Below are 24,364 nucleotides of genomic sequence, written 5' to 3'. Positions count from 1 at the left end.
GACTAACCACCAGCCACCCAATCTGGAGGTGTTTGCATGGTTAAAAAAAGGGTGCATGAATTGGCCAAGGAACTGGACCTGGAAAGCAAGGAATTAATTCAAAAACTTGGTGATATGGGTATTTCAGTAAAGTCGCCTCTTTCCACCCTGCAGGACGAAGAAGTAGAACGGGTAATGGCGGAGTTGAAAGATACAAACGAAAAAACATCTCCGTCTCAAGCCAGGGTAACCGCGCCCCAGGCACAGGTCAAAACAGATAAACCCAGAGAGGTCAAAAACAATATTAACCAGAGAAAGCGTTCTCCGGAACGCCCGCGCCATCACCATGATAGCCGGCGCTATGATCGTGGCCCGGGGTTGGTTGACCGGGTACCAGCCCGTCCTCCGGACCGGCGCTTCCAGGAGCGGCCGTTAAAGGTGGAGCCGCCCCAGTTACCAAGGGTGCAGGCCCAGCAGCAGGCTCAACAGATGGTTAATAAGGGACAGCCGCCTGCAACCCGCAGGACACCCAACGAGAGAAAGGCCCAGGTTAGCCCCGCTCCGGCAGAAATATCCAGCCGCCAGCCGGCTAAAGCAAGGCCAGAACATCTGAAAGTACCCAAAGTTCCGCAGGAAGTTAAGGCTGTTAGCGAAAAGGTTCGTTCCGATAAGACCAGAGGGGAAAAGAAGCAGGATAGAGAGCATACGGCCCGGGTGCGCGATAGAAAAGAACTGTTACATGAAACGCTGGCTGACCGTAAACTGCGGCCTCTGGCCAGCCAGAAAAAGAAGGCAGCATCCGAAGAGCCGGAAACCAAACCTGCAGTGGAGAAAAAGCCCATTGTTATTGGTGAATTCATTACGGTAAAAGAACTGGCCGAAAAAATGAAAAAGAGCCCGGCTGAGGTAATTAAGAAGTTGATGATGCTGGGTGTAATGGCGACCATCAACCAGGAAATTGATGCCGATACAGCAACCATTGTTGCTCAGGAGTTCGGTTTTGAAGTAGAAGTCAAAGTGGAACAGGATGCAGAGACTCTCTATATGCAGGAGCCAGAAGATGATCCTGCCGATTTACAACCGCGTCCATGCGTGGTTACGGTTATGGGACACGTGGACCACGGAAAAACTTCTCTGCTGGATGCAATTCGTGAAACCAACGTTACGGCAACGGAGGCTGGCGGGATTACCCAGCATATTGGTGCTTACCAGGTGGAGCATAATAACAAAAAGATTACTTTTCTTGATACACCCGGGCATGAAGCTTTTACTGCCATGCGCGCCCGGGGAGCCAAGGTTACGGATATCGCTATACTGGTGGTGGCAGCTGATGACGGGGTTATGCCCCAGACCGTGGAGGCTATCAACCATGCCAAGGCTGCCGGCGTACCCATCATCGTGGCCATTAACAAAATCGACCGGCCGGACGCCAACCCGGAAAGGGTTAAACAGCAGCTCACGGAATACGGCCTGGTGGCTGAAGAGTGGGGCGGGGATACGATCATGGTTCCCGTTAGCGCCAAGACCCGCCAGGGCCTCGAGGATCTGCTGGAAATGATCTTGCTGGTGGCAGAAATGCTGGAGCTGAAGGCCAACCCCAACCGCCCTGCCCGGGGAACGGTTATTGAGGCAGAGCTGGATAAGGGACGCGGGCCGGTGGCCACGGTACTGGTGCAAAATGGTACCCTTTCCGTGGGTGACAATCTGGTGGCAGGTACCACCTGGGCCCGGGTACGGGCCATGATGGATTATAAGGGGCGACGGGTTAAAAAAGCTACCCCTTCCATGCCGGTTGAGGTTCTTGGTTTTTCGGAAGTGCCCTATGCCGGTGATCAGTTTTTTGTTGTACCCGATGAAAAAACGGCTCGCCAGATAGCAGAAAAACGGGCCAGCCGCAAGCGTGAAGAAGAGTTTAGAGCGGCCATGCCCCGGGTATCCCTGGAAGATCTCTTTAACCAGATTCAGGAAGGGCAAATCAAAGAGTTGCGCGTGATCATTAAAGCTGACGTGCAGGGTTCAGCCGAGGCTCTAAAGCAGGCCCTGGAGCGGTTATCCACGGATGAAGTAAAGGTAAATATCATCCATCAGGGAGTCGGGGCAATTAATGAGTCGGATATCATGCTTGCTTCTGCGTCCAACGCTATTATCATCGGTTTTAATGTGCGTCCCGATGTTAATGCCCGCCGCGTAGGAGAAAAGGAAAAGGTGGACATCCGGCTCTACCGGGTTATTTATGATGCCATAGAAGATGTTAAGAAGGCTATGAGCGGGTTGCTGGAGCCTGAGTACCGTGAAGTGATTCTGGGCCGGGCGGAAGTAAGAAAAACCTTTAAGATTTCCAAAGTGGGCACCATTGCTGGCTGTTATGTCACCGACGGTAAAATTACCCGTGATGCTGGCATCAGGGTTATCAGGGATGGCGTGGTTGTTTATGAAGGCCGGCTGGAGTCGTTAAAACGCTTTAAGGATGATGTCCGGGAGGTAATGCAGGGGTACGAATGCGGTCTGGCTATTGAAAAGTACAATGAAATCAAAGAGGGTGATATAATCGAGGCCTTTACCATGGAGGCAGTGAAAAGAGAACTGGCCTAGCCCCTGTGCAGGTAAAAGTGGAGGTGCGGACCATGTCCTATCGTCCGGAACGTTTAGCCGAGATCATTAAAAAAGAAGTGTCTGATATGGTGCGGGATGAACTTAAAGATCCCCGTATTGGTTTTGTCACTATTACCGGGGTTGAGGTTTCCACTGACCTGCGCTATGCCAAGATTTTTTTCAGTGTCCTGGGTTCAGAGGAGGAGGCCAGGGCCTCCCTGGAAGCCTTGAATCGCGCCCGTGGTTACGTGCGCAGTGAACTGGCCCGGCGGATCCGCTTGAGGCATGCTCCGGAGATATCTTTCAAGCTCGATCCCTCGATTCAGCGGGGTATTCGGGTGATGGAATTGTTAAAAGACGTGAAAGAACGGGGTGCCGCGGGTAATGACTGGCCTGGATAAGATAGCGGAATGCCTTCAAAAAGCCAGGCAGGTTATTTTGAGCGGGCATGTCATGCCTGACGGGGACTGCCTGGGTTCAGTGGCGGCCCTGGGCCTCGGTCTTATGGAACTGGGTAAGCAGGTAACCCTTGCCAGCCCCGATCCCCTGCCTGAATTGTATCAGTTTTTACCCGGGGCGGATCGCTTTTTGATTGGGGAAGAGGCCCTAAAAGGAACTTATGATACCTTTGTGGTTCTGGATAGCTCTGTTCCCGACCGGCTGGGGCCGTTAAAGGAATTGCTTGTTCGTGATCTGGTGGTCTGTGTTATTGACCATCATGTGGGCAATCATGACTTTGGTCACTTTATATATGTAGACCCGAAAGCCGCGGCAACCGGGGAAATTATTCAGGATCTACTGGATCTGCTGCATGTATCATCCCGGGTAGATATAGCCAGCTGCCTGTATACGGCCATTGTTACCGATACCGGATCCTTTCGCTACCAGAATACCACTCCCCTTACCCACCGCCGGGTGGCCAGGTTGATGGAAGAAGGAGTTGACGCCGCCCGGCTAAGCGTACTGCTTTTTGAGCAGAAATCATTATTACACCTGCGGGTTCTCCAGGCAGCCCTGCAGACCCTGGATTTTACCTCCTGTGGACGGGTAGGCTGGATGAGCGTCACCCGCGAGACCCTGGATAGTTTGGGCGCGCGGGAAGAACATACCGATGGGCTTATTGACTATGTGCGCTCCCTGCGCGGGGTGGAGGTGGCCCTGCTGTTCAGGGAAATCGAATCCGGCTGCTGGAAAGTAGGTTTTCGCTCACGGGGTCAGGTGGATGTGCAGCAGGTGGCTTCCAGGTTTAATGGCGGAGGACATCTCCGGGCTGCCGGAGCGGTAGTCAGGGGGGAAGGGGAAGCGGTTATTAAAATGGTGGTAAGGGCCGTACTGGAGGTCATGCAGGGGGATTAATAATGGATGGGATTCTGAACATTTTAAAGCCGCCCGGGATGACCTCCCATGATGTGGTGGATTTTATCCGGCGCTTGCTGGGCGGTATTAAAACGGGTCATACCGGAACTCTGGATCCCGGAGCAGCGGGAGTATTACCGGTATGCCTGGGGCGGGCCACCAGGGTAATCCAGTTTCTACCCAACGATAAAGAATACCGGGTAGAAATTATATTCGGGCTGGCTACCTCCACGGGAGATACTTTTGGGGAAGTAATTTCCCGGAATAGTGCCTCTTCACTAACCAGCGAGGTTCTGGAAGAAGTTTTAAGGGCTTTTGTGGGCGAAATTGCTCAGGTTCCCCCTATGACTTCAGCTGTTCGTTACCGGGGGAAAAGGCTTTACGAGCTGGCCAGACAGGGAATAGAGGTGCACCGGGAGCCCAGGCAGGTGAGCATTTACTCATTGCGCCTGGTGCAATTATATGGGACAGGCACGCCCCACCCCCGGGCTCTGGTAGACGTGGCCTGCTCTGCGGGGACGTATATACGTACCTTATGCGCCGATATAGGCCACTTGCTGGGGTGTGGTGCCTCCATGAGCTTTCTCTTACGCACCAGAGCAGGTATCTTTTCCCTGGAAGAAGCGCTTACCCTGGAAGAGGTGGAGGAACTCTTCCGGGAGGGCAGGCTTTCCGGTAAATTGGTCAGGCTGGAGCAGGCGCTGGAGCATTTTCCCGCCATCTATGTCCGGCCGGGAGCAGTAAACAGCATCAAATCAGGCAGCCCTTTGTACTGGCCGGGAGTGGCTACGGCGCCGGAATTTTTGCAGGAAGGTCAGCTGGTTCGGCTGTGCACTGACAGGGCCGTACTGGCTGTGGCCAGGACCGTTGCCGATTCCAAACGGCCTGGTTATTATCAATTTAAGCCCGTGAGAATACTTGCTTAATTTGAGAATAGAATTCTGCTGTTCTTGCCAGGGGGATGATGGTCGTGAAAGTATACGAAACATGGGAAGGAATAAAGGATCGTTACGCCAATTTGATGGTCGGCCTGGGGAACTTTGATGGAGTGCACCTGGGGCACCGGCAGCTGATTTCTACAATGGTGGCTACTGCTCGTGAAAGGAAAGCTACGCCGGCAGTTTTTACCTTTCATCCCCATCCCCTGGCTGTGCTGGACCCGGAACATGCTCCCCTGTTGTTGCTTACTCCCCGGGCAAAGGAAAGAATTATGTGCCGGCTGGGAGTGGAGGTTCTGCTGCGTGTTCCATTTACTGTCGAATTTGCCCGGATCAGTCCCCGGGAGTTTGTCGAAGAAGTGCTGTTCCGGGGGCTGGGTGTTAAAGCTGTGTTTGTTGGTTATAACTATACATTTGGTTATCGGGGAGAGGGCAATCCGGAACTGTTAAAGGAGTATGGCCGTAGATACGGCTTTGAGGTACATGTAATGCCCCCGGTTACCGTGGACGGCCAGGTGGTGAGCAGCACCCTTATTCGCAACCTGTTGCTGTGCGGGGAAGTTGCAGAGGCTGCCCGCTTTATGGGTTATTACCCCTTTGTGGAAGGCCGGGTAGTTACCGGTGACCGGCGAGGGGCAAAACTGGGTTTCCCCACGGCTAACATAAACCCGGAGGAAGGAATTTTAATACCGGCACATGGTGTATATTCGGTGGAGGTGGAGGTGGATGGTGATTATTATATTGGAGTTGCCAATATAGGTACAAAACCCACCTTCAATACCAGAAACCTCCGCCCCAATATCGAAGTGCATTTACTTGATTTTCATGGTGACTTATACGGGCGCCAGATCCTTGTGCGTTTCAGGCGGCGCCTGCGGGAAGAAAGGCGTTTTGCCTCGGCAGCAGAACTAATTGCGCAGATTCAAAAAGATATTCTTCAAGCCAGGATGGAATACAGCGGAGAACAGAGAACATATAAATACAAGTAGAGTTTACTTCTCAATGGAAATATGCTAAAATGAAGCCATTAAGCTTCCCGGATATGGGGAAGGGTGACTTTTTCAATGGGGATTCCCAGACCGGGTTTCCAGGATGAGGAGATTAAAAGGTGGCTCAATCATATAGCTCTGATTTGCTTGAGTGAAGAGTTCCAGGAACTCAAAAAGGAACTGGAGCAGATTTACCGCCAATCAGAAGTTGAAAATTATGCCCTTGCGGCCTTTGTAGATGCGTTGTATGCTTTTGTTGCCCAGGAAGAGGAAAATTTGATTTGCCAGTCCGGAACCCTGTGATATTTTTTAATAATATAGAGCCATGCGTGTTATTATTACCGAGCATGCTAAAAAGCGGCTCAAAGATTTGCGCCAGGAAGGTATTACCATCGCCGATATTACAGTGGCTGCCAGCAATATTCCCGGACGTATTCCTACGGCAACCCGTTTTCGCGGTTTTATAGCGCGTTCTGGTCGAATTTTTGATATTGTGGCCAAAGATATACCGGGCGGACGCCTGGTAATTACCATAATCGGGAAGTAGTTTCCCGTGAACTGTTGGCTAGGGAACTCGTTTCTCCGGCGGTTAGCTTGGCCAGCAGCGATTATGGTTAGAAGGAGGTGAGTTCTCGGTGGCACTGACTCCTGAGAGGAAGCAGGCCCTTATAGCCGAACACAGACTGCACGAAACCGATACGGGTTCTCCCGAGGTGCAAATCGCCATCCTGACCGAAAGGATTAACAGCCTGACGGAGCACCTGCGGGTGCATAAAAAGGATCATCATTCCCGGCGGGGCCTGTTAAAAATGGTGGGTCAGAGGCGGGCATTGCTTAACTATCTGAAAAGCAGGAATTTTGACCGCTACCGGGCACTGATTGAAAAATTGGGTTTGCGAAAATAAGAAGGGCGGGAGTGTTAACCCGCCTTTTTAAATACGCCCGGGTGATAACCAGTATTTTTTGCTTTATCAGCAGGAAATAATATTTATTATGTAGAACAACTATCAGTTATGAAAATTTAGGCAGGTATATAACAGGAGGTCAGGTAGCTTTACATGTCAGCGAAACCTATTTTGATTAAAGAATGTGAAATTGGTGGCCGTATATTGAAATTGGAAACAGGCCGGGTGGCCGGGCAGGCCGGCGGAGCTGTCCTGGTGCGTTACGGTGATACAGTAGTGCTGGTTACTGCCACAATGTCCAAAACGGTGAGGGAAGGAATTGACTTCTTTCCCCTGACTGTTGATTACGAGGAAAGGCTATATGCTGTGGGTAAAATACCCGGCGGGTTCATCAAACGTGAAGGTCGTCCCAGTGAAAAGGCAATTCTTTCCGGGCGTTTAATCGACCGGCCCATACGGCCTCTTTTCCCCAAAGGATGTCGTAATGAGGTACAGGTAGTAGCTACTATTCTGTCGGTAGATCAGGATAATGCTCCCGAAATAGCTGCCATGATTGGAGCATCTGCGGCCCTGCATATCAGTGAGATTCCTTTTCAAGGCCCCATTGGCGGTGTAATAGTGGGACTGGTGGAAGGGGAGTATGTTATCAACCCCACCCTTGCTCAGGCAGAGAAAAGTTTGATGCACCTGGTGGTAGCTGGAACCCGTGACGCTGTGATGATGGTTGAAGCGGGTGCTAAAGAAGTGCCTGAAGACCAGGTCCTGGGGGGCATTGCCTTTGGCCATGAAAAAGTAAAAGAAATCGTCAAGTTTATTGAGGAATTCCGGGAAGAAGCCCTGGCCCTCGGGCTGGCAAAAGAAAAGGTCACTCCTGTTCTCGCCGAGGTAGACCCTCAGGTGGAGGAGGCGGTAAGCGGCCCGGCTACAGAGGAAATGACCGCCGCCATAAGGCAATGTATAGAACAGCGGATGGACAAGCAAACCCGGGATGCCTTTCTGGAAGAAGTTAAAAATAAACTGCTGGAGTCTTTCCGGGAAACATTCCCTGAACAGGAACAATCCATACTGGCGGTCATTGAGGCAGTGGAGAAAAAAATTATGCGCCGCTTCGTGGTGGAGGAAGGAGTGCGCATAGACGGTAGAGCTTTAAATGAAATCCGGCCTATAAGTGTGGAGGCCGGGATTTTACCCCGTACCCACGGTTCAGGGCTCTTTACACGGGGTCAGACTCAGGTGCTTTCAGTGGTTACCCTGGGTCCTATTTCCGATGAACAAATACTGGACGATTTGGGCATAGAGGAAACCAAGCGGTTTATGCACCATTATAACTTCCCCCCCTATAGCACCGGGGAAACCAGGCCCATGCGTTCCCCCGGGCGACGGGAGATCGGGCACGGAGCTTTAGCAGAACGGGCACTGGAGCCGGTGATTCCCGGAGAAGATACTTTCCCTTATACCATTCGTCTGGTTTCTGAAGTTCTTTCCTCTAATGGTTCCACATCCATGGGAAGTGTATGCGGTAGTTGCGTGGCCTTAATGGATGCGGGTATTCCAATTAAGGCTCCGGTGGCTGGCGTGGCTATGGGATTGATTAAAGAGGAAGATAAGGTGGCCATCCTTACCGATATTCAGGGTATTGAAGACCATCTGGGAGATATGGACTTTAAAGTAGCCGGTACGGCCAGGGGGATTACAGCCCTGCAAATGGACATTAAAATCCCCGGTATTGATACGGAAATTCTGGGTAAAGCCCTGGCTCAGGCCCGGGAGGGACGGCTCTATATTTTAAATAAGATCCTCGAGGTTATTCCCGCACCCCGCCCGGAATTATCACCTTACGCGCCCCGGATCATTCATACTGTTATTGACCCCGATAAAATTCGTGAAGTCATTGGTCCGGGCGGCAAGGTGATCAAAAAAATAATCGATGAAACAGGTGTGGAGATTGATATTGAAGATGACGGCCGGGTATATATTGCAGCCGTAGATCCCGCAGCAGCCAGGCGAGCCCTGGAGATTATTGAAAATATCACCAAAGATGTGGTTGTGGGCGAAATTTATACCGGCAGGGTAACCAGGGTTACCGACTTTGGTGCTTTTGTAGAAGTGGTGCCCGGTGTCTTTGGTATGCCGGGGAAGGAAGGCCTGGTGCACATTTCCCATCTGGCTCACCACAGGGTTAACCGGGTGGAAGATGTGGTGAAAGAGGGAGATACCATTGTGGTGAAAGCCATCGGGTTCGATAATCAGGGACGCCTGAAACTATCCCGTAAGGAGGCCCTGCCACCGGAACCTAAGGAATCAACTCCTCACCACCGGCGCAGCAAGGGCCGTCAGGGCCGTCATTAACCCGGTTTTTTACCCCCCTACCATGAGTTTTCGTGGAGGGGTTTAATTATTTTGAGAGACATACCTGTCACCTTCCGAGAATTTTGGAGAAAAAAAGTGGCAATACCGCATCTTTTCCCTGCATACAAATGTGGTGATGAAATGGGAAAGGGTGGCAGGTATGCGTGTGTATTACTTTAGCCGGCAGCGATTATGGAGAGGTTTCTGGCTGGCAGTACTTAGCTTTTCACTTCTGGCCTGGGGGTACTGGTATAACCAGTCCCTGCAGGCATTACCGGCAGCATCACTACCTATCTACCAGGGCAGTGGCAGGGAAAAGGAGGTTGCCCTAACCGTAAATGTATTTTGGGGAGAAGAGTACCTGCCGCAAATGCTGAGTATACTGGAAAAGGAAAGGGTAAAGGCCACCTTTTTTATTGGTGGACAATGGGCGGAACAATTTCCAGCACTTACCCGGACAATTTATAAGAAAGGGCATGAAATTGGCAGCCATGGCTATGCCCATCCTCACCCGGATCAGCTTACCGTAAGCGATAATTTACAGGACATCAGGCGGGCAGAAGAAATACTGGTGAAAATAACGGGGGAGCGCCCGCGGCTGTTTGCCCCTCCTTATGGTGAACACGGGCAACCTGTACTCCAGGCTGCTTCTGAAGCGGGGTACCGGACCATATTATGGAGTGTGGATACCGTGGACTGGCAGCGCCCTGAAGCCCGGGTAATCATTGAACGGGTTCTGGGTAAAGTTCATAATGGTGCCATTATACTGATGCATCCTACAGCTCCGACCGTTGAAGCCCTGCCGGTTATAATTAAGGAATTAAAATCCCGCGGCTACAGGCTGGTGACCGTTTCACAACTTCTAAATCACCTGGAAAGCAAACCTTAGTACGGCTGATTATAAACCGCATTTTAAAACATCATAAACTGCCCTCAAACCGGGAAGCTTAGAGTCTGGATATGTCTATAGTAATTAAGAGGTGAACAGCAGTGCTTTCCCGGTTGATTTTTTCTCTTTTCCTGGGATATATGGTTCTGGGGGCCGGCCTGCCCCCTGCACTGGCTGCGGGGGCATCAGGGCCCTGTATGCAGCCTGCTCTACCGGTATTTTTAAACTTAGGGGAATTGCCCGTTTCTTCTTTTGGAGGACAGGAGCCCAGAATAACTGCCGGGGCAGCGGTGTTGATGGAAGCTTCCACCGGGCAGGTTCTCTTTGCTAAAAACGCCCATCAAGCACGGCCACCAGCCAGCACCACCAAAATTCTTACTGCTCTGCTGGCCATTGAAGGTGGCCGGTTGAATGAAGTGGTGACGGTGAGTTCCCGGGCGGCGGCGGTAGGGGAGAGCAGCATGCACCTGTTCCCCGGCCAGCGTCTTACCCTGGAGCAACTTTTGTACGGCGCTCTCCTGCGTTCAGGAAATGATGCCTGTGTGGCCATAGCCGAACATATAGCGGGCAGTGAAAGAAATTTTGTTTTTCTGATGAACCAAAAAGCCCGGGAACTGGGTGCCCGCCAGAGCCATTTTTGCAATCCCCATGGTTTACCAGCTCAGGGTCATGTGTCCTCGGCGTATGACTTGGCCCTTCTGGCTAGATACGCTCTGCGGAACCCCACTTTCAGGGCACTGGTATCCACCCGTTATTATGGTTTTGTAAATCCTCCCTGGGGAGAGTATCATCTTCATAATACCAATCGTCTCCTGTGGAGCTACCAGGGAGCGGATGGGGTTAAGACCGGCACTACCAGTGAGGCGGGAATGTGCCTGGTTGCATCGGCCAGCCGGGGGGGGAGGCAATTAATCAGCGTGGTTTTGCACAGCGATGATCGCTATGGTGACACCATGGCGCTTCTGGATTACGGATTCTCCTGTTTTAAAACACTGGTTGTAACGAAAAGAGGAGGACCCTGTTATAAACTGCCAGTAAACGAGGGTACTGTTTTGACAGTACCACTGGTCAGTGATCGCACCCTGGCAGTAGCTGTGCCGGTGCATCGTTTGCCTGATGTGAAAAAACAATTTCATGTACCCTCTGCAGTGAATGCGCCGGTCTTCAAGAACTGGCCTGCAGGTACTGTTGATATCTGGGTGGAAGGCCAACCGGTTGCCAGGGCCCGCCTGTTAACCGGAAGTTCAGTTCACAGGCTGCCGGCCTGCAGGTTATGGTGGAAGAGAGTAAGTGCCCGCTTCAGGCCAGTATGAGTTTAAGAAAAATGTCCTGCCGGTTTACCTGCTTTCAAGCGAACTTTAGAGGATTTTTTGTGGGCGGTGGAGAAAAGTAACCTGTTATTTGTGGGTGAGTCTGGCCCAGACTGAATCGGAGGTGCGGCTGGTTGTTTCAAACCGTCAGGCTGAAAAATGGGGTTACCATACTTACCGAGGATATTCCCCACGTGCGTTCTGTAGTTCTGGGTATATGGGTAAAGGCGGGTTCGCGGGACGAGAGTCCGGACATAGCAGGTGTTTCCCATTTCATTGAACACCTCATGTTCAAGGGTACGGAAAGCCGAACCGCCCGGGATATTGCAGAGGCACTGGATGCCGTTGGTGGGCAGTTAAATGCTTTTACCACCAAGGAATATACCTGTTATTATGCCCGGGTTCTGGATGAGCATTTTGACCTGGCCCTTGATATTTTGCAGGATATGTTGTTTCACTCCAGGTTTGATTCCGGGGATATCGAACGGGAGCGCAATGTGATCCTGGAAGAAATAAAGATGTATGAGGATGCACCGGATGAACTGGTCCATGACGTCTTTGCCACCACTATCTGGCAGGGTCATGAACTGGGGAGGCCAATTATTGGCAATGCGGAGGTAATCAGCCGGATATCCCGGGAGGAAATACTGGACTACTATCGCCACCATTATCGCCCGCAGAATATGGTTGTGGCCGTGGCAGGAAATATTGTTCACGATCGGGTAATAGAAAAGCTGCGACCTATTTTTGAGCCGCTGAATGGAGAACCGGTTACGCGCAGGTTAATACGTCCGGTTCCCCGGCGGATGGTTACCTGCCGGGCCAAGGATACGGAGCAGGTTCATCTATGTGTGGGTGCGCCCGGGTTACCCCTGGATCATGAAAAGGTTTACGTGTTTCAGGTAATTAACACCATCCTGGGCGGGGGTATTAGTTCCCGCCTGTTTCAGGAGATCAGGGAGCAGCGGGGGCTGGTATATTCCATTTATTCCTATCACAGCTCCTATCACGATGCAGGGTTATTTTGTATTTATGCCGGGTTAAGTAAGGAAAACTTGCCCGGGGTGATGGAGCTTATTTTTAAAGAAATCAGGGATATCCAGCAAAACGGGGTTAAAAATGAGGAGTTGCGGCGTGCTAAGGAGCAGATTATCGGAAATCTGTGGTTGAGCCTGGAAAGTGTAAGCACCCGGATGAGCAGGCTGGCCAAGTCCCAGCTTTACCTGGGCAAGGTATTACCTCCGGAAGAGGTAGCCGAGAAGGTGAAAAAAGTTAGCCTGGAAGATGTCCGGGAACTGGCACGTGAAATGCTCAATCCTGAGTCCTTTGCCATTGCCACGGTAGGTCCGTGGGATGATGGTGGCACCTTGAAATCTTTTTTGGGAAGTAATTCTTGTTGTTAAAGCTTTCAGGTTTTTAAATGGCGTTCTAAAACATGTCCCACTCCCATATAATGCTAGCGGGGGTGGGGTCAAGATGTTAATAATGTCGTTCACGCTTCTCCTGGTTGTCCTGATTATCCTTTCCATTCGGGAAAGGATGCGCCTGGCGGTTTTAAGGAGTAAAGCGTGGGATGTATCCGAGTTGAGCACACCATCCCCCCTATCCCAGGCTCTGACAGGGCTTGTGGGAACGGCGGGGGGGATCTACCTTTCCCTGGTGTTATTGTTTACCTTCCTTGGCTATGAATTGCCCGAGCGGGTTTATCTGGGAAAAATTCAGGTGGAGCCCCTGGCAGCGCTGTCCATTGCCCTAGCCGTTGTGCAGCCTTTCTTCCTAAGGATTTTCCAGCTAAGACGCAGGTTCTAACAGGGGGGGGGATATGGTGAGGTTAACAGAGCTGGCCGGCAAGGAAATAGTAAATATTTATGATGGCGCCCGTCTGGGAGTGGTAGGGGAAAGTGACTTGACCATTGATATTGAGACCGGGCAGGTACAGTCCATAATTGTGCCCCGCCGGGGAAATCCCCTGGGTTTCTGGTTGGACCGGCAGAGCCTGGTAATTCCCTGGGAATCTGTGCGCAAAATTGGCAGTGAAGTTATTATTGTTGATCTTGACCAGGCCCATCTTAGCTTAAGACGGTATACTTTATAATTTTAATTATCCTGTAACTTGCCTGTCCTGGTACTTTTTTTGTTTTATCTTGACATAATCCAGGTTATGTGGTTTAAATTTTAACAAATGACAGGAAGGGGGAAACTGGTTTATACCGCAACGGAGCTGTAAAAAATTCGCCGTTTGCGGTAACACAAACCGGGTTTAAAATTGATCAGGGTTGTAGTAGCTGGTGCTTATGGCCGGATGGGCCGTGAGGTTTTAAAAGCTGTCTATAAAACTGAAGATATGATTCTGGTAGGAGCAGTGGATGTGCGGGGAGAAGGACAGGATGTGGGACCCCTGTGGGGTGGTCCAGAAATGGGAATTACCCTGGAGGGGGACCTGGAGAAAGTACTGGCCGAAGCTCGCCCCGATGTTATGGTTGATTTTACCACTCCCGACGCGGTAGCCGGGAATATTAAGACAGCTCTTAAAAGTGGCGTACGTCCCGTGGTGGGAACCACCGGGATGAGCAGCGGTGAGCTGGAAGAAATCCGTAATCTTGCGGAAAGCCTCAAGCTGGGTTGTGTAATTGCCCCTAATTTTGCTATCGGGGCAGTTTTAATGATGCGATTTGCAGCTGAAGCAGCCAGGTACCTGCCCCATGTAGAAATTATTGAATTGCATCATGATCAAAAATTGGATGCTCCTTCGGGTACGGCCATTAAAACTGCTGAATTGGTGGCTGCCGCCAGGGGAGATTTTCAGCAGGGTTTGCCAACGGAAATAGAAAAAATACCTGGTGTTCGTGGCGGCTCCTATGAGGGTGGTATCCGCATTCACAGTGTACGCCTGCCGGGGCTGGTAGCCCACCAGGAGGTAATTTTTGGTGGCCTCGGACAAACCCTGAGTATAAGACATGATTCTATTTCGCGTGAATCCTTTATGCCCGGTGTATTGCTGGCTGTTCGCCGGGTGATGCATCTGGAAGGAGTGGTATACGGCCTGGAGAACCTCCTCTTCGAGTAAACTATGACAAGCACCTCCATTTTCTGGCCCTCATATATTGGTGGTAAATAAAGGCCAGGGAGGGTTTGCCGGCCATGCAGCCAGATCTAAGCGGGGTCACAGTAGCCGTTCTTGGCGGTGATGCCAGGGAGAAGATCCTGGTTGAACGGCTGGCGGCATCAGGGGCAAACCTGAAAGTGGTGGGACTGCCAGTTGCGGGAGAGAAGATTGTCTCCTGCCATGAAATCGCCCGGGCCCTGGTTGGTGCTAACGCCTTAATTCTGCCTGTGCCCGGGATTGATGACGGGGGTCGTATTCATTCGAAGTACCTGGAACAGCCACTTATTTTACTGGAAGAACACCTGACCTTGCTGGTTCCCGGTTCCCCGGTTCTGGTAGGTATGGCCAGGCCAAAGCTCAAGGAAATGGTGGCCCGGGCAAATCTCCGCCTCATTGAACTAATGGATATGGATGAAGTGGCTATTTTAAACTCCATTCCTTCGGCTGAAGGAGCTATTCAGGTAGCCATGGAGAGATTGCCCATTACCATTCACGGGAGTAATTCCGTAGTCCTGGGCTTTGGACGGACGGGAATTACGCTGGCCCGTATGTTACATGCCCTGGGAGCTCGTACCGTGGTGGTGGCCCGTAACCCTGCCCAGCGTGCCAGGGCTTATGAGATGGGGCTGGTAACAGCTGATTTGGCAGGACTGCCGGAAGTGGTGGCGGAGGCGGATGTTATTTTTAATACCATTCCGGCTCTGGTACTGGATGAGCAGGTCCTGGTACGGGTACGGCCCGGTACGTTAATTCTGGATCTGGCATCTTCCCCGGGTGGTACCGATTTTGAGGCAGCAAGGCGGTTAGGTATTACTGCACTTTTACTTCCAGGATTGCCCGGCAGGGTAGCACCCCAAACAGCAGGTGAAATCCTGGCTAAGGTTGTCCCCCGGCTGCTGGCTGAACAGTTGGCCCTCTAGCTTATGGCTTTCCAGCGGAGGTGCTAGTCATGCGTTTGAAGGATGTCCGGGTGGGATTTGCCGTTACCGGTTCCCATTGTACGCTTGACGAAGTTATGGTTCAGGTGGAAAATATAGTAAAGGAAGGTGCTATTGTTTACCCCATCATCAGCACAATGGTAGATAGCACTGATACCAGGTACGGCCCGGCTCAAAAGTGGAAAGACATGTTGGAGGAATTAACCGGTCGTGCACCTATAAACAGTATTACCGGCGCTGAACCCATCGGGCCCGGTAAGCTTCTTGATGTGCTGGTGGTGGCGCCATGTACAGGAAATACGCTGGCCAAGCTGGCTAACGGTATTACCGACGGGCCAGTGTTAATGGCCATTAAAGCTCACCTGCGTAACCAGCGTCCGGTTGTACTCGCTATATCGACCAATGATGGTCTGGGTATGAATGCCAAAAACCTGGGTTTGCTGTTAAATACGAAGAATATTTATCTGGTTCCCTTTGGTCAGGATAATCCTGTGGAGAAACCCAATTCCCTGAAAGCAAGGATGGATCTTATTATCGATACGGTTCTTTTGGCGCTGGAGGGAAAGCAAATACAGCCCGTGCTTGTAAATGTGTCGTAGGTCCGGTGAGGGATGTAAATTTAAGGAAATTCCCAGGTAACGGCAGGCCCGTACCATGAATTTGTCGGGCCGGTTTTTTGATTTTTGATTTTAGTATGGACGTGCCATTTAGTGGTTCTAGAGCAATTTACATCCAGAAATAAAGTAATATTTTTGAGAGGAGGATTTTTTCTTTGTATAACGTAGTAGTCGTAGGTGCTTCCGGTGCAGTGGGACAGGAAATCTTAAAGGTGCTGGAGGAAAGAAATTTTCCCGTTGGGGAACTGAGGCTCTGTGCAACCAGTCGTTCAGCCGGAAAGCAAATGGTTTTCCGGGGCAAGGTATATACAGTCCAGGAAACCAGTGTTGATTCTTTTGAAGGGATGGATATTGCCCTTTTTGCCGGGGGAGCAGCCAGTAAAGAGTTTGGCCCGGCAGCTGTGGAACGTGGTTGCGTGGTTATTGATAACAGCAGTAACTTCCGGCTTGATCCAAAAGTTCCCCTGGTGGTACCGGAAGTTAATCCTGAAGATGTGAAATGGCATCAGGGAATTATTGCTAACCCGAATTGTTCCACCATTATTATGGTGATTCCTTTAAAGGCAATTAAAGATGTGGCGGGGATTAAACGGGTGGTTGTATCTACTTACCAGGCTGTTTCAGGTGCAGGAAAAGAGGCCATTGATGAGCTAACTGCCCAGACACGGGCTGTTTTAGACGGTCAGGATTATCCGCCCAAAGTTTTTCCCTACCAGATAGCATTTAACCTCATTCCCCACATTGATGTATTTCAAGAGATGGACTATACTAAAGAAGAATGGAAAATGGTTAAAGAAACCCGGAAGATTCTCCATGATGACCAGCTGGCAATAACGGCAACTACAGTGCGGGTTCCGGTTTACCGCAGCCATTCCGAATCCATCAATATTGAAACTGTGGAAAAGTTAACTGCCCGGAAAGCTAAAGAGGTACTGGCCAGTTTTCCAGGTATAGTTGTTCTGGATGATCCCGCCCGGAAAGAATATCCCATGCCACTTTTCTGTTCCCAGCGGGATGAAGTGTTTGTGGGTCGTATCCGGGAGGATAACTCCGTGGAACGTGGGCTTAACCTCTGGGTCGTGGCTGACCAGCTGCGCAAGGGTGCAGCCACCAATGCAGTTCAGATTGCTGAATTATTAATTAAATACCGCTGTCTACGGGGAGGCAATAGGTAGTAAATGAAGTTTTTAGTCCAGAAATTTGGCGGTACCTCTGTAGCTACATCGCAAGGGCGGGAGATGGTAGCTACCAAGGTGGTGGCAGCGAAGGAAGAAGGTTATATCCCGGTAGTGGTTGTATCTGCTATGGGGCGTAACGGTGATCCTTATGCTACGGATACCCTGATCAATATGGTAAAGCAGGTGAACCGCAATATTAGTTTGCGGGAATTGGATTTATTAATGTCCTGTGGGGAAATTATTTCGGGAGTGGTAATGGTAGCTACCCTGGAAAAAATGGGACACCCGGCAATTTTTCTTACCGGTGCCCAGGCCGGCATTATTACCGATAACCATTTCACAGAAGCAAGAATTCTTCGCGTTAAACCCGAGGCTGTCTTAAAGCATGCCCGGGAGGGTAAGATAGTGGTGGTGGCCGGCTTTCAGGGAATCAGTGAAGAAGGTGAAATTACCACTCTTGGTCGGGGAGGGAGCGATACTACCGCAGCCGCACTGGGAGTGGCTCTTAATGCCGAATATGTTGACATTTATACCGATGTAGAGGGAATAATGACTGCTGATCCCCGCATTGTAAGCGATGCGGTGACCAGGGAAGTGGTTACCTATGATGAAATATGCCAGCTGGCCCAGGAAGGGGCCAAGGTGGTGCATCCAAGGGCAGTGGAAATAGTGAAACAGAAAAATATTCCCCTGCGCGTGAAATCTACTTTTAGCGATGCTCCGGGTACGCTAGTGACCAGTTCCGGGGAAGTATATAAAGGAACCATTGATATAACCAGGGACCGTACAATTACCGGTATCACCCAGATTCCCAATATAGTACAATTTAAAGTAAACACAAGTGCGGGTCCGGAGGGATTAAAAGAACAGCGTCGTCTCTTTAAAGGGCTCGCCCTGGCGGGAATTAGCCTGGATTTTATTAATGTTTATCCCGATCAGGTAGTATTTACTGTTAAGGAGGAGGTAGCCGGGAAAGCTGCCCAGGTGCTGGAAAATACGGGTTTTATCGCCGAGGTAATACCAGGCTGTGCCAAAGTGGCGGCCGTAGGTGCCGGTATGACCGGTGTTCCCGGGGTAATGGCATCAATTGTGGACGCTCTGGCCAGGGAAAATATACCCATTTTGCAGTCCAGCGATTCCCATACAACCATCTGGGTACTGGTCAGACAGGAGGACATGGAAAAGGCTGTGCAGGCACTACACCGTGAATTTATCAATGGTGCCAGGTAGGGTTTATATCGGCAGGCCTTAAGCCTTAAAACGGAAGAAGGAAGGTGAATATTTTGGCCGTTGATTTTGGGCGTGTGCTCACCGCTATGGTGACGCCCTTTGGCAAGGATCTGGCGGTGGATTATCAGCAAGCCAGGAAGCTGGCCCGTTATCTGGTGCAATCTGGTTCCGACGGGTTGGTGGTATGCGGAACTACCGGTGAGTCGCCTACACTGACAAGGGACGAAAAAATTGAACTTTTTCGGGTGGTGGTAGAAGAGGTTGGCGGGCAGGCCACGGTAATTGCTGGAACCGGGAGTTATAATACTGCTGAGAGTATAACCCTTACCCAGATGGCTGAAAAGGTAGGGGTAGATGGTGTAATGCTGGTAGCGCCATATTATAACAAGCCGTCCCAGGATGGGCTTTATGAACATTTTAAAGCTGTGGCCAGCAATACCAACCTTCCGGTTATGCTGTATAATATTCCCGGCCGGACGGGGGTTAACATTCTTCCCGCAACGGTGGTACGTTTGGCACAGATCGAGAACATTGTAGCTATTAAAGAGGCATCCGGCAACCTGGACCAGGTAAGTGAATTGCGCAGATCCCTGCCTGATGACTTTGCCATTTACAGCGGGGATGATTCCCTGACCCTTCCCATGATGGCATTGGGGGCCAGGGGCGTGGTTAGCGTTTGCTCCCACGTTGTGGGTCCGCGAATCAAGGAGATGGTTAATGCTTTTACTGCTGGGAACACTACTCTGGCCACACAAATTCACCTGGAGCTTTTCCCGTTATTTAAAACTATGTTCATTACTACCAACCCGGTACCTGTAAAAACAGCCCTGAATTTGTTGGGTTATCAGGTGGGGGCGCCCCGTTTACCCCTGGTTGAGGCTACGGTTCAAGAAAAGGAAGCCATTAAAAATGTACTGGCTGGCTTAAACTTAATTTAACTTAAAGGTGGATAGAAATGGAAACTGCCCGGAGGCGGCCAGCATGAAAAAGGTGGGCCGCCTTTGCTGCTGTTGGATAATTTTGGGGAATAAAAGCCCCATTTTTTTATCGGGGTAATAGAGCTATGGCTTTCTGGCCAATATTTTATTAGGCCCTGCTTTGGCAACCCTTGTCTTGCGGGAGGGGATCCAGTATAATAGCTTGGGGATTCAATTAAGCACTGAGTGATTTAAAACTGAAAAACGGAATATTTTCCCCGCCTTCTCCTGTTTTTTCTCACCGGTATATTTTGCTTGATCATGTTTTTTGAAAAACAGGTTAGGAGGTGCGTGTTTGGCCAAGGAACCGAAATTGGCGTTAATCCCCCTGGGGGGACTTGGTGAGATCGGGAAAAACATGATGGCGGTGAGATTCGGGGAAAATATTCTGGTTATAGACTGCGGTTTGATGTTTCCGGAGGAAGAGATGTTGGGGATCGATGTGGTGATCCCCGATATCACTTATCTTCTGGAAAATAAAGATGCTGTGCGCGGTATAGTGCTTACCCACGGACACGAGGATCATATCGGTGCCCTGCCTTATGTACTGAAGCAGTTGAACGTGCCCATTTATGGAACCCGGCTTACCCTCGGCCTGCTTCAGGGTAAGCTTAAGGAGCAGGGGGTGGCCGGTGAGGCAAATATGCATGTGGTTAAACCCCGGGATACAGTGACGATCGGCCCTTTTAAAGTGGAGTTTATCCGGGTTTCACATAGTATTCCCGATGCTGTTGCTGTGGCTGTTCATACACCAGTAGGGGTAATTGTGCATACCGGTGATTTTAAAATCGATCAGACTCCAGTGGATGGAGAAGTAACGGATTTTTACCGGTTTGCCCAGTTAGGTGAACGAGGCGTTCTGGTATTGCTATCGGACAGTACCAATGTGGAGCGCCCGGGTTATACCATGTCGGAACGGATGGTTGGGGCCACCTTTGATGATATTTTCAGGCAGGCTAGAGAGCGCATTATTATAGCTACCTTTGCTTCCAACGTGCACCGCTTGCAACAGGCCATTACCACTGCCTACCGTTATGATCGTAAGGTGGCAATAATTGGTCGAAGCATGATAAATGTAGCTAATATTGCTCACGAACTGGGTTACCTGCATGTTCCTGAGGGAACCCTCGTGGAGCTGGAAGAAGCTAACCGTTTACCCAAGAATAAAGTGGTATTTTTGTGCACGGGAAGCCAGGGTGAACCTATGTCGGCCCTGACAAGGATGGCCCTGGGGGACCACCGTCAGGTGGAAATTCTCTCCGGTGATACCATCATAATTTCCGCCACCCCTATTCCGGGGAATGAAAAGCTGGTGGCACGGATTATCGACCAGCTGTTCAAGCAGGGTGCCCATGTAATTTATGAGGCAGTTTCAGGTACCCATGTGAGTGGTCACCCCAGCCAGGAAGAACTCAAGTTGATGATCAACCTGGTTAAGCCACGGTTTTTTGTGCCGGTTCATGGTGAGTACCGAATGTTAATCAAGCATGCGGAACTTGCACGCAGCATGGGTATTCCGGCCGAAAATATTTTCGTGGCAGAAAACGGCCAGGTACTGGAGTTTACCCGTCGTTCCGGTCGTATTGCCGGGCGGGTAACGGCAGGGCGCGTACTGGTGGACGGCCTGGGCGTTGGAGATGTGGGTAACATTGTACTGCGGGACCGCAGGCAGCTTTCCCAGGACGGGATCCTGATCGTAGTGGTAACCATTAGTCGGGAACTCGGTCAGGTTATGGCCGGCCCGGATATTGTATCGAGGGGCTTTGTTTATGTTCGTGAGTCAGAACAGTTGATGGAGGAAGCCCGGGAGAGAGTGAAGGAGGCCCTGGAGAAATGCAACGATCGGGGTCTTTCAGAATGGGCGGCTATTAAAGCTCAGGTTAGGGATGTTCTGGGTAAGTTCCTCTATGAAAAAACAAGGAGAAGGCCAATGATACTGCCCATCATTATGGAAGTATGACACCGTCTTTACCAGGGGCCGGGGAGTCCAAAATGACTCTCCGGCTGTTTTATTTGTCGCTTTTAAACTTGGGCGGAGCAGGATGTACAGATTTCTTACGATCGTAGCGACCCGAATTATTTTTCTTTATGTATTTTATCTGTAACATAAACCATACTAAAAGTGAAAAAAGGATGGGGAGATGGGTCGCATGTTTGATGATTACTATAGTATTTGGGGACATGAAGGGGAATTCCCCCACACCCCACCTCAGGCTCCTCCGGGAGAACCCGACAAAGCTCCTCAGCAAGATCCCCGTAATCCCGGCAATTCCCCGGTACCCCAGCGGGTACAGGGACGCCCGAAAGAAAGCATGGAATCCATTAAAGAGCTGGGGACGAGTCCTGTTCCTGAGGTAAAGAGCAATATACATTGTTTAACTATAGTCGGCCAGATTGAAGGCCACCTGGTGCTGCCTCCTCAAAATAAGACTACCAAATACGAGCACGTCATACCCCAGCTGGTAGCCCTGGAGCAGAGCCCGGAAGTAGAAGGGGTACTGGTGGTTTTGAATACAGTGGGGGGAGATGTGGAGGCCGGCCTGGCTATTGCTGAGATGATTGCCAGCTTGTCCAAACCCACAGTATCTATTGTACTGGGTGGAGGGCACAGCATCGGGGTGCCGATAGCCGTTGCTGCCCGCTATAGTTTTATTGCCGAAACGGCCAGCATGACCATTCATCCCATTCGTTTAAATGGCCTGGTAATAGGTGTGCCTCAAACCTATGAGTATCTCGATAAAATGCAGGACCGGGTGGTACGTTTTGTGACGCAGCATTCCCGGATCAGTGAAGCTGCTTTTCGCGATCTTATGTTCCGTACGGGGGAGCTGGCCAGGGATATTGGCACCGTTCTCATCGGGAGGGAGGCAGTGGAAAAAGGCCTGATTGATGAGGTAGGAGGTGTCGGGCAGGCAGTAAATAAGCTTAAGTCTATGATTGAAGAGTATAAATTACGAAACGGGGTGCCGGTGCAGTGATTTTGTATACACCCATGCAGCTGGAACTGGTTTTTGATGGTCTGGAGGAGATGCAGCATGTTCCCGTCCGGGAGGTGAAAGTGAGGGGCGTACCTGTATTGGTCCAGGATACCGGGCCAGGGGAAGGCAAGGTGGTACGCCTGTTAAGTACCGATCCCAGGGATTATTTGAGGAGCGATCTTTGCCCGGGTGCAGTCGTAAAGTTATACCAGTGCACCAGCAAAGAAGGATATTATACGTGACGGCCGGTTCCGGTCGTTACGCCAATATATTTTTATTAAATAAATTTCTTAAAGTATAAAATAAAATAATTAGCTGGCATGTATTTTCCCCGTATGCTATAATTGTATAGCTGGCGTTATAGATGTAAACATAAGTATACGGGGTGATCCGGTTGGGAGTGTTCGAAGCTATTGTACTGGGCATTGTTCAGGGGGTAGGGGAATTTTTACCCATTTCCAGCTCGGCACACCTGGTTCTTGTTCCCTGGCTGATGGGGTGGCAGTATGCAGGGTTAACCTTTGATGTGGCATTACATATGGGAACCCTTCTGGCAGTGGTAGCTTACTTCTGGAGAGACTGGTTGATTTTACTTCATGATGGGGTATTAAGGCAAAAAACTATTGAAGGGCGTTTATTCTGGTACCTGGTGGTTGCTACTGTTCCAGGCGCAGCAATTGGTTATTTGCTTGAGGAGCAGGCAGAAACCGTTTTCCGGGAGCCGCTGATTATAGGGGTTATGCTCATTGTGATGGGAATAATTCTTTATCTGGCCGATAGCCGGTCCCCGGCCTATAAAAGATTGGATGATATTGGACTGGGGGAAAGTATCTGGATCGGTTTTTCCCAGGCTCTGGCAATTATTCCCGGGGTTTCCCGTTCTGGCATAACCATGGCCGTTGGTCGCATGGCCGGACTGGACCGGGAGACAGCAGCGCGCTTCTCATTTCTTATGTCCACACCAATAATTTTTGGTGCCGGGATAATGCAGTTGCCCAAGCTAACACCTGCTGACCTGAATCTGCCCTTTTTAACAGGTGTTATTGTGTCAGCAGTTGTGGGCTTTCTTTCCATTAAATTCCTCTTACGCTTTCTAACCCAGCATAGCTTCAAGATTTTTATCTGGTACCGCATGATTTTAGGATTGGCGGTTATTTTCCTGGCACTTGCCGGGGGCAGGTAAGATTAAGGCAGGGGTAGTTATGACCGAGTTCAGGCCCGTTAAAACCAAACGCACTTCCGAAAGTATTCTGGAACAAATCAAAAAGCTAATCATAGAAGGCCAGCTGGCACCCGGTGATAAGTTGCTTACGGAAAGGGAGTTATCCGAACGTTTACAGGTTAGCCGTGCTTCGGTGAGGGAGGCCCTGTCGGCCTTGAATTTGGCAGGTATTCTGGAAATAAAGCATGGGGAAGGCATTTATATCAAGAGGCCGGGGCCTGATTCCATCATAGAACCATTAACCTTTATTTTGCTCCTGGAAAAGGACAAGCTGCAGAACATCCTGGAGGTACGCAAAGCTCTGGAAGTAGAGGCGGCCGGCCTGGCTGCAGAGAGATGCCCGCCGGAACTGCTGGAGGAATTGAAAAAAGTGGTACAGGAAATGGAAGAGGATCTCCCGGCAGGCAAGAAAGCGGAACAGCTGGACCTTAGCTTTCATCTCACCCTGGCCCAGGCCAGCCAGAATCCCCTGTTGAGCCGTTTAATGAATACGGTTCAGGAAATTATTGGTCAGACCCTGAAGGTAACACGTGCCCTGTGGCTTTCCGCTACATCAGGTACTACCCGCAGGTTATTTGAGGAGCACCGTGATATATACCTGGCCGTGGCTGCGCGGGATAGGGACCGGGCCAGGGAGTTAATGTACCGTCACCTGTGGAAGGTGGAGGTTGAACTGGCGCGGGTCAACCTGAACAAGAAGTAAAATTGATCTCTCACACCGGCAAGCCCGGTGTTTTTTTTACGTATTTCATTAAAATTAAATTCAAATATTTTTGCTTTAAGGGAAACTTTTTTTTGCGAAAATTGTATA

Annotated in this window: 25 protein-coding genes; all 25 read left to right on the top strand. The window is 50.5% G+C overall.

The features are described from left to right. Positions 1 to 36: 36 nt before the first annotated feature. The 25 genes from infB to BUB44_RS02525 all read left to right on the top strand — a co-directional run bounded on the left by infB (position 37) and on the right by BUB44_RS02525 (position 24,256). Positions 37 to 2,571 (top strand): translation initiation factor IF-2, encoded by a 2,535-nt coding sequence (gene infB / locus BUB44_RS02645; RefSeq protein WP_027355447.1) that lies wholly within the window; start codon positions 37 to 39, stop codon positions 2,569 to 2,571. A gap of 32 nt (positions 2,572 to 2,603) precedes the next feature. Then, a complete protein-coding gene (rbfA, locus tag BUB44_RS02640; protein ID WP_027355446.1) occupies positions 2,604 to 2,972 on the top strand; it encodes a 30S ribosome-binding factor RbfA in 369 nt (122 codons plus the stop codon). Then, on the top strand, positions 2,956 to 3,927 hold the full coding sequence (locus tag BUB44_RS02635) for a DHH family phosphoesterase (protein ID WP_073162999.1): 972 nt from the start codon (positions 2,956 to 2,958) through the stop codon (positions 3,925 to 3,927). Before rbfA ends, BUB44_RS02635 begins: the two co-directional genes overlap by 17 nt. A 2-nt stretch (positions 3,928 to 3,929) precedes the next feature. After that, complete coding sequence (gene truB / locus BUB44_RS02630) at positions 3,930 to 4,853, top strand: tRNA pseudouridine(55) synthase TruB (RefSeq protein ID WP_073162997.1); 924 nt, start codon at positions 3,930 to 3,932, stop codon at positions 4,851 to 4,853. A 44-nt stretch (positions 4,854 to 4,897) separates the two neighbouring features. Continuing rightward, on the top strand, positions 4,898 to 5,854 hold the full coding sequence (locus tag BUB44_RS02625) for a bifunctional riboflavin kinase/FAD synthetase (RefSeq protein ID WP_073162995.1): 957 nt from the start codon (positions 4,898 to 4,900) through the stop codon (positions 5,852 to 5,854). Between the two features lie 75 nt (positions 5,855 to 5,929). Then, entirely contained in the window at positions 5,930 to 6,157 is a 228-nt protein-coding gene (locus BUB44_RS02620; RefSeq protein WP_027355442.1) for a hypothetical protein, read from the top strand. A gap of 22 nt (positions 6,158 to 6,179) precedes the next feature. Further along, positions 6,180 to 6,401: a hypothetical protein gene (locus tag BUB44_RS02615; RefSeq protein WP_027355441.1), complete on the top strand. Its 222-nt coding sequence runs from the start codon at positions 6,180 to 6,182 to the stop codon at positions 6,399 to 6,401. Positions 6,402 to 6,489: 88 nt separating this feature from the next. Continuing rightward, complete coding sequence (rpsO, locus tag BUB44_RS02610; protein ID WP_027355440.1) at positions 6,490 to 6,759, top strand: 30S ribosomal protein S15; 270 nt, start codon at positions 6,490 to 6,492, stop codon at positions 6,757 to 6,759. A 153-nt stretch (positions 6,760 to 6,912) separates the two neighbouring features. Then, entirely contained in the window at positions 6,913 to 9,108 is a 2,196-nt protein-coding gene (locus BUB44_RS02605; protein ID WP_073162994.1) for a polyribonucleotide nucleotidyltransferase, read from the top strand. 160 nt (positions 9,109 to 9,268) lie between these two features. Further along, positions 9,269 to 9,997: a polysaccharide deacetylase family protein gene (locus tag BUB44_RS02600; protein WP_073162992.1), complete on the top strand. Its 729-nt coding sequence runs from the start codon at positions 9,269 to 9,271 to the stop codon at positions 9,995 to 9,997. A 101-nt stretch (positions 9,998 to 10,098) separates the two neighbouring features. Further along, the gene (locus BUB44_RS02595; protein WP_073162990.1) at positions 10,099 to 11,310 is read left to right on the top strand and encodes a D-alanyl-D-alanine carboxypeptidase family protein; all 1,212 of its coding nucleotides are present in this window, start codon (positions 10,099 to 10,101) and stop codon (positions 11,308 to 11,310) included. A gap of 131 nt (positions 11,311 to 11,441) precedes the next feature. Continuing rightward, positions 11,442 to 12,710, top strand: coding sequence for a M16 family metallopeptidase (locus BUB44_RS02590; protein ID WP_073162988.1), 1,269 nt, complete (start codon positions 11,442 to 11,444; stop codon positions 12,708 to 12,710). A 73-nt stretch (positions 12,711 to 12,783) separates the two neighbouring features. Further along, positions 12,784 to 13,116, top strand: a complete 333-nt coding sequence (locus BUB44_RS02585) for a hypothetical protein (RefSeq protein ID WP_027355435.1) — start codon at positions 12,784 to 12,786, stop codon at positions 13,114 to 13,116. 16 nt (positions 13,117 to 13,132) lie between these two features. After that, on the top strand, positions 13,133 to 13,402 hold the full coding sequence (locus tag BUB44_RS02580; protein ID WP_073163146.1) for a YlmC/YmxH family sporulation protein: 270 nt from the start codon (positions 13,133 to 13,135) through the stop codon (positions 13,400 to 13,402). A 171-nt stretch (positions 13,403 to 13,573) separates the two neighbouring features. Then, the gene (dapB, locus tag BUB44_RS02575; RefSeq protein WP_073162986.1) at positions 13,574 to 14,374 is read left to right on the top strand and encodes a 4-hydroxy-tetrahydrodipicolinate reductase; all 801 of its coding nucleotides are present in this window, start codon (positions 13,574 to 13,576) and stop codon (positions 14,372 to 14,374) included. Between the two features lie 74 nt (positions 14,375 to 14,448). After that, entirely contained in the window at positions 14,449 to 15,333 is an 885-nt protein-coding gene (gene dpsA, locus BUB44_RS02570; RefSeq protein WP_073162984.1) for a dipicolinate synthase subunit DpsA, read from the top strand. A gap of 29 nt (positions 15,334 to 15,362) precedes the next feature. After that, complete coding sequence (locus tag BUB44_RS02565; RefSeq protein ID WP_073162982.1) at positions 15,363 to 15,950, top strand: dipicolinate synthase subunit B; 588 nt, start codon at positions 15,363 to 15,365, stop codon at positions 15,948 to 15,950. A gap of 173 nt (positions 15,951 to 16,123) precedes the next feature. Further along, positions 16,124 to 17,143: an aspartate-semialdehyde dehydrogenase gene (locus BUB44_RS02560; RefSeq protein WP_073162980.1), complete on the top strand. Its 1,020-nt coding sequence runs from the start codon at positions 16,124 to 16,126 to the stop codon at positions 17,141 to 17,143. Positions 17,144 to 17,146: 3 nt separating this feature from the next. After that, a complete protein-coding gene (dapG, locus tag BUB44_RS02555; RefSeq protein ID WP_027355429.1) occupies positions 17,147 to 18,376 on the top strand; it encodes an aspartate kinase in 1,230 nt (409 codons plus the stop codon). Between the two features lie 53 nt (positions 18,377 to 18,429). Then, on the top strand, positions 18,430 to 19,314 hold the full coding sequence (gene dapA / locus BUB44_RS02550; protein ID WP_073162979.1) for a 4-hydroxy-tetrahydrodipicolinate synthase: 885 nt from the start codon (positions 18,430 to 18,432) through the stop codon (positions 19,312 to 19,314). 334 nt (positions 19,315 to 19,648) lie between these two features. Next, positions 19,649 to 21,313, top strand: coding sequence for a ribonuclease J (locus tag BUB44_RS02545; protein WP_073162977.1), 1,665 nt, complete (start codon positions 19,649 to 19,651; stop codon positions 21,311 to 21,313). Between the two features lie 190 nt (positions 21,314 to 21,503). Further along, complete coding sequence (locus BUB44_RS02540; RefSeq protein WP_051617701.1) at positions 21,504 to 22,331, top strand: ClpP family protease; 828 nt, start codon at positions 21,504 to 21,506, stop codon at positions 22,329 to 22,331. Beyond that, entirely contained in the window at positions 22,328 to 22,573 is a 246-nt protein-coding gene (locus tag BUB44_RS02535) for a YlzJ-like family protein (RefSeq protein ID WP_073162975.1), read from the top strand. The genes BUB44_RS02540 and BUB44_RS02535 overlap by 4 nt, the downstream gene beginning before the upstream one ends. A 152-nt stretch (positions 22,574 to 22,725) precedes the next feature. Further along, complete coding sequence (gene uppP / locus BUB44_RS02530) at positions 22,726 to 23,514, top strand: undecaprenyl-diphosphatase UppP (RefSeq protein ID WP_073162973.1); 789 nt, start codon at positions 22,726 to 22,728, stop codon at positions 23,512 to 23,514. A gap of 19 nt (positions 23,515 to 23,533) precedes the next feature. Next, the gene (locus BUB44_RS02525; protein WP_073162971.1) at positions 23,534 to 24,256 is read left to right on the top strand and encodes a FadR/GntR family transcriptional regulator; all 723 of its coding nucleotides are present in this window, start codon (positions 23,534 to 23,536) and stop codon (positions 24,254 to 24,256) included. Positions 24,257 to 24,364: the final 108 nt, after the last annotated feature.

It is taken from the genome of Desulfofundulus australicus DSM 11792 (assembly GCF_900129285.1).
Taxonomy (GTDB): domain Bacteria; phylum Bacillota; class Desulfotomaculia; order Desulfotomaculales; family Desulfovirgulaceae; genus Desulfofundulus; species Desulfofundulus australicus.
This window is presented reverse-complemented; position numbering and strand designations above follow the sequence as displayed.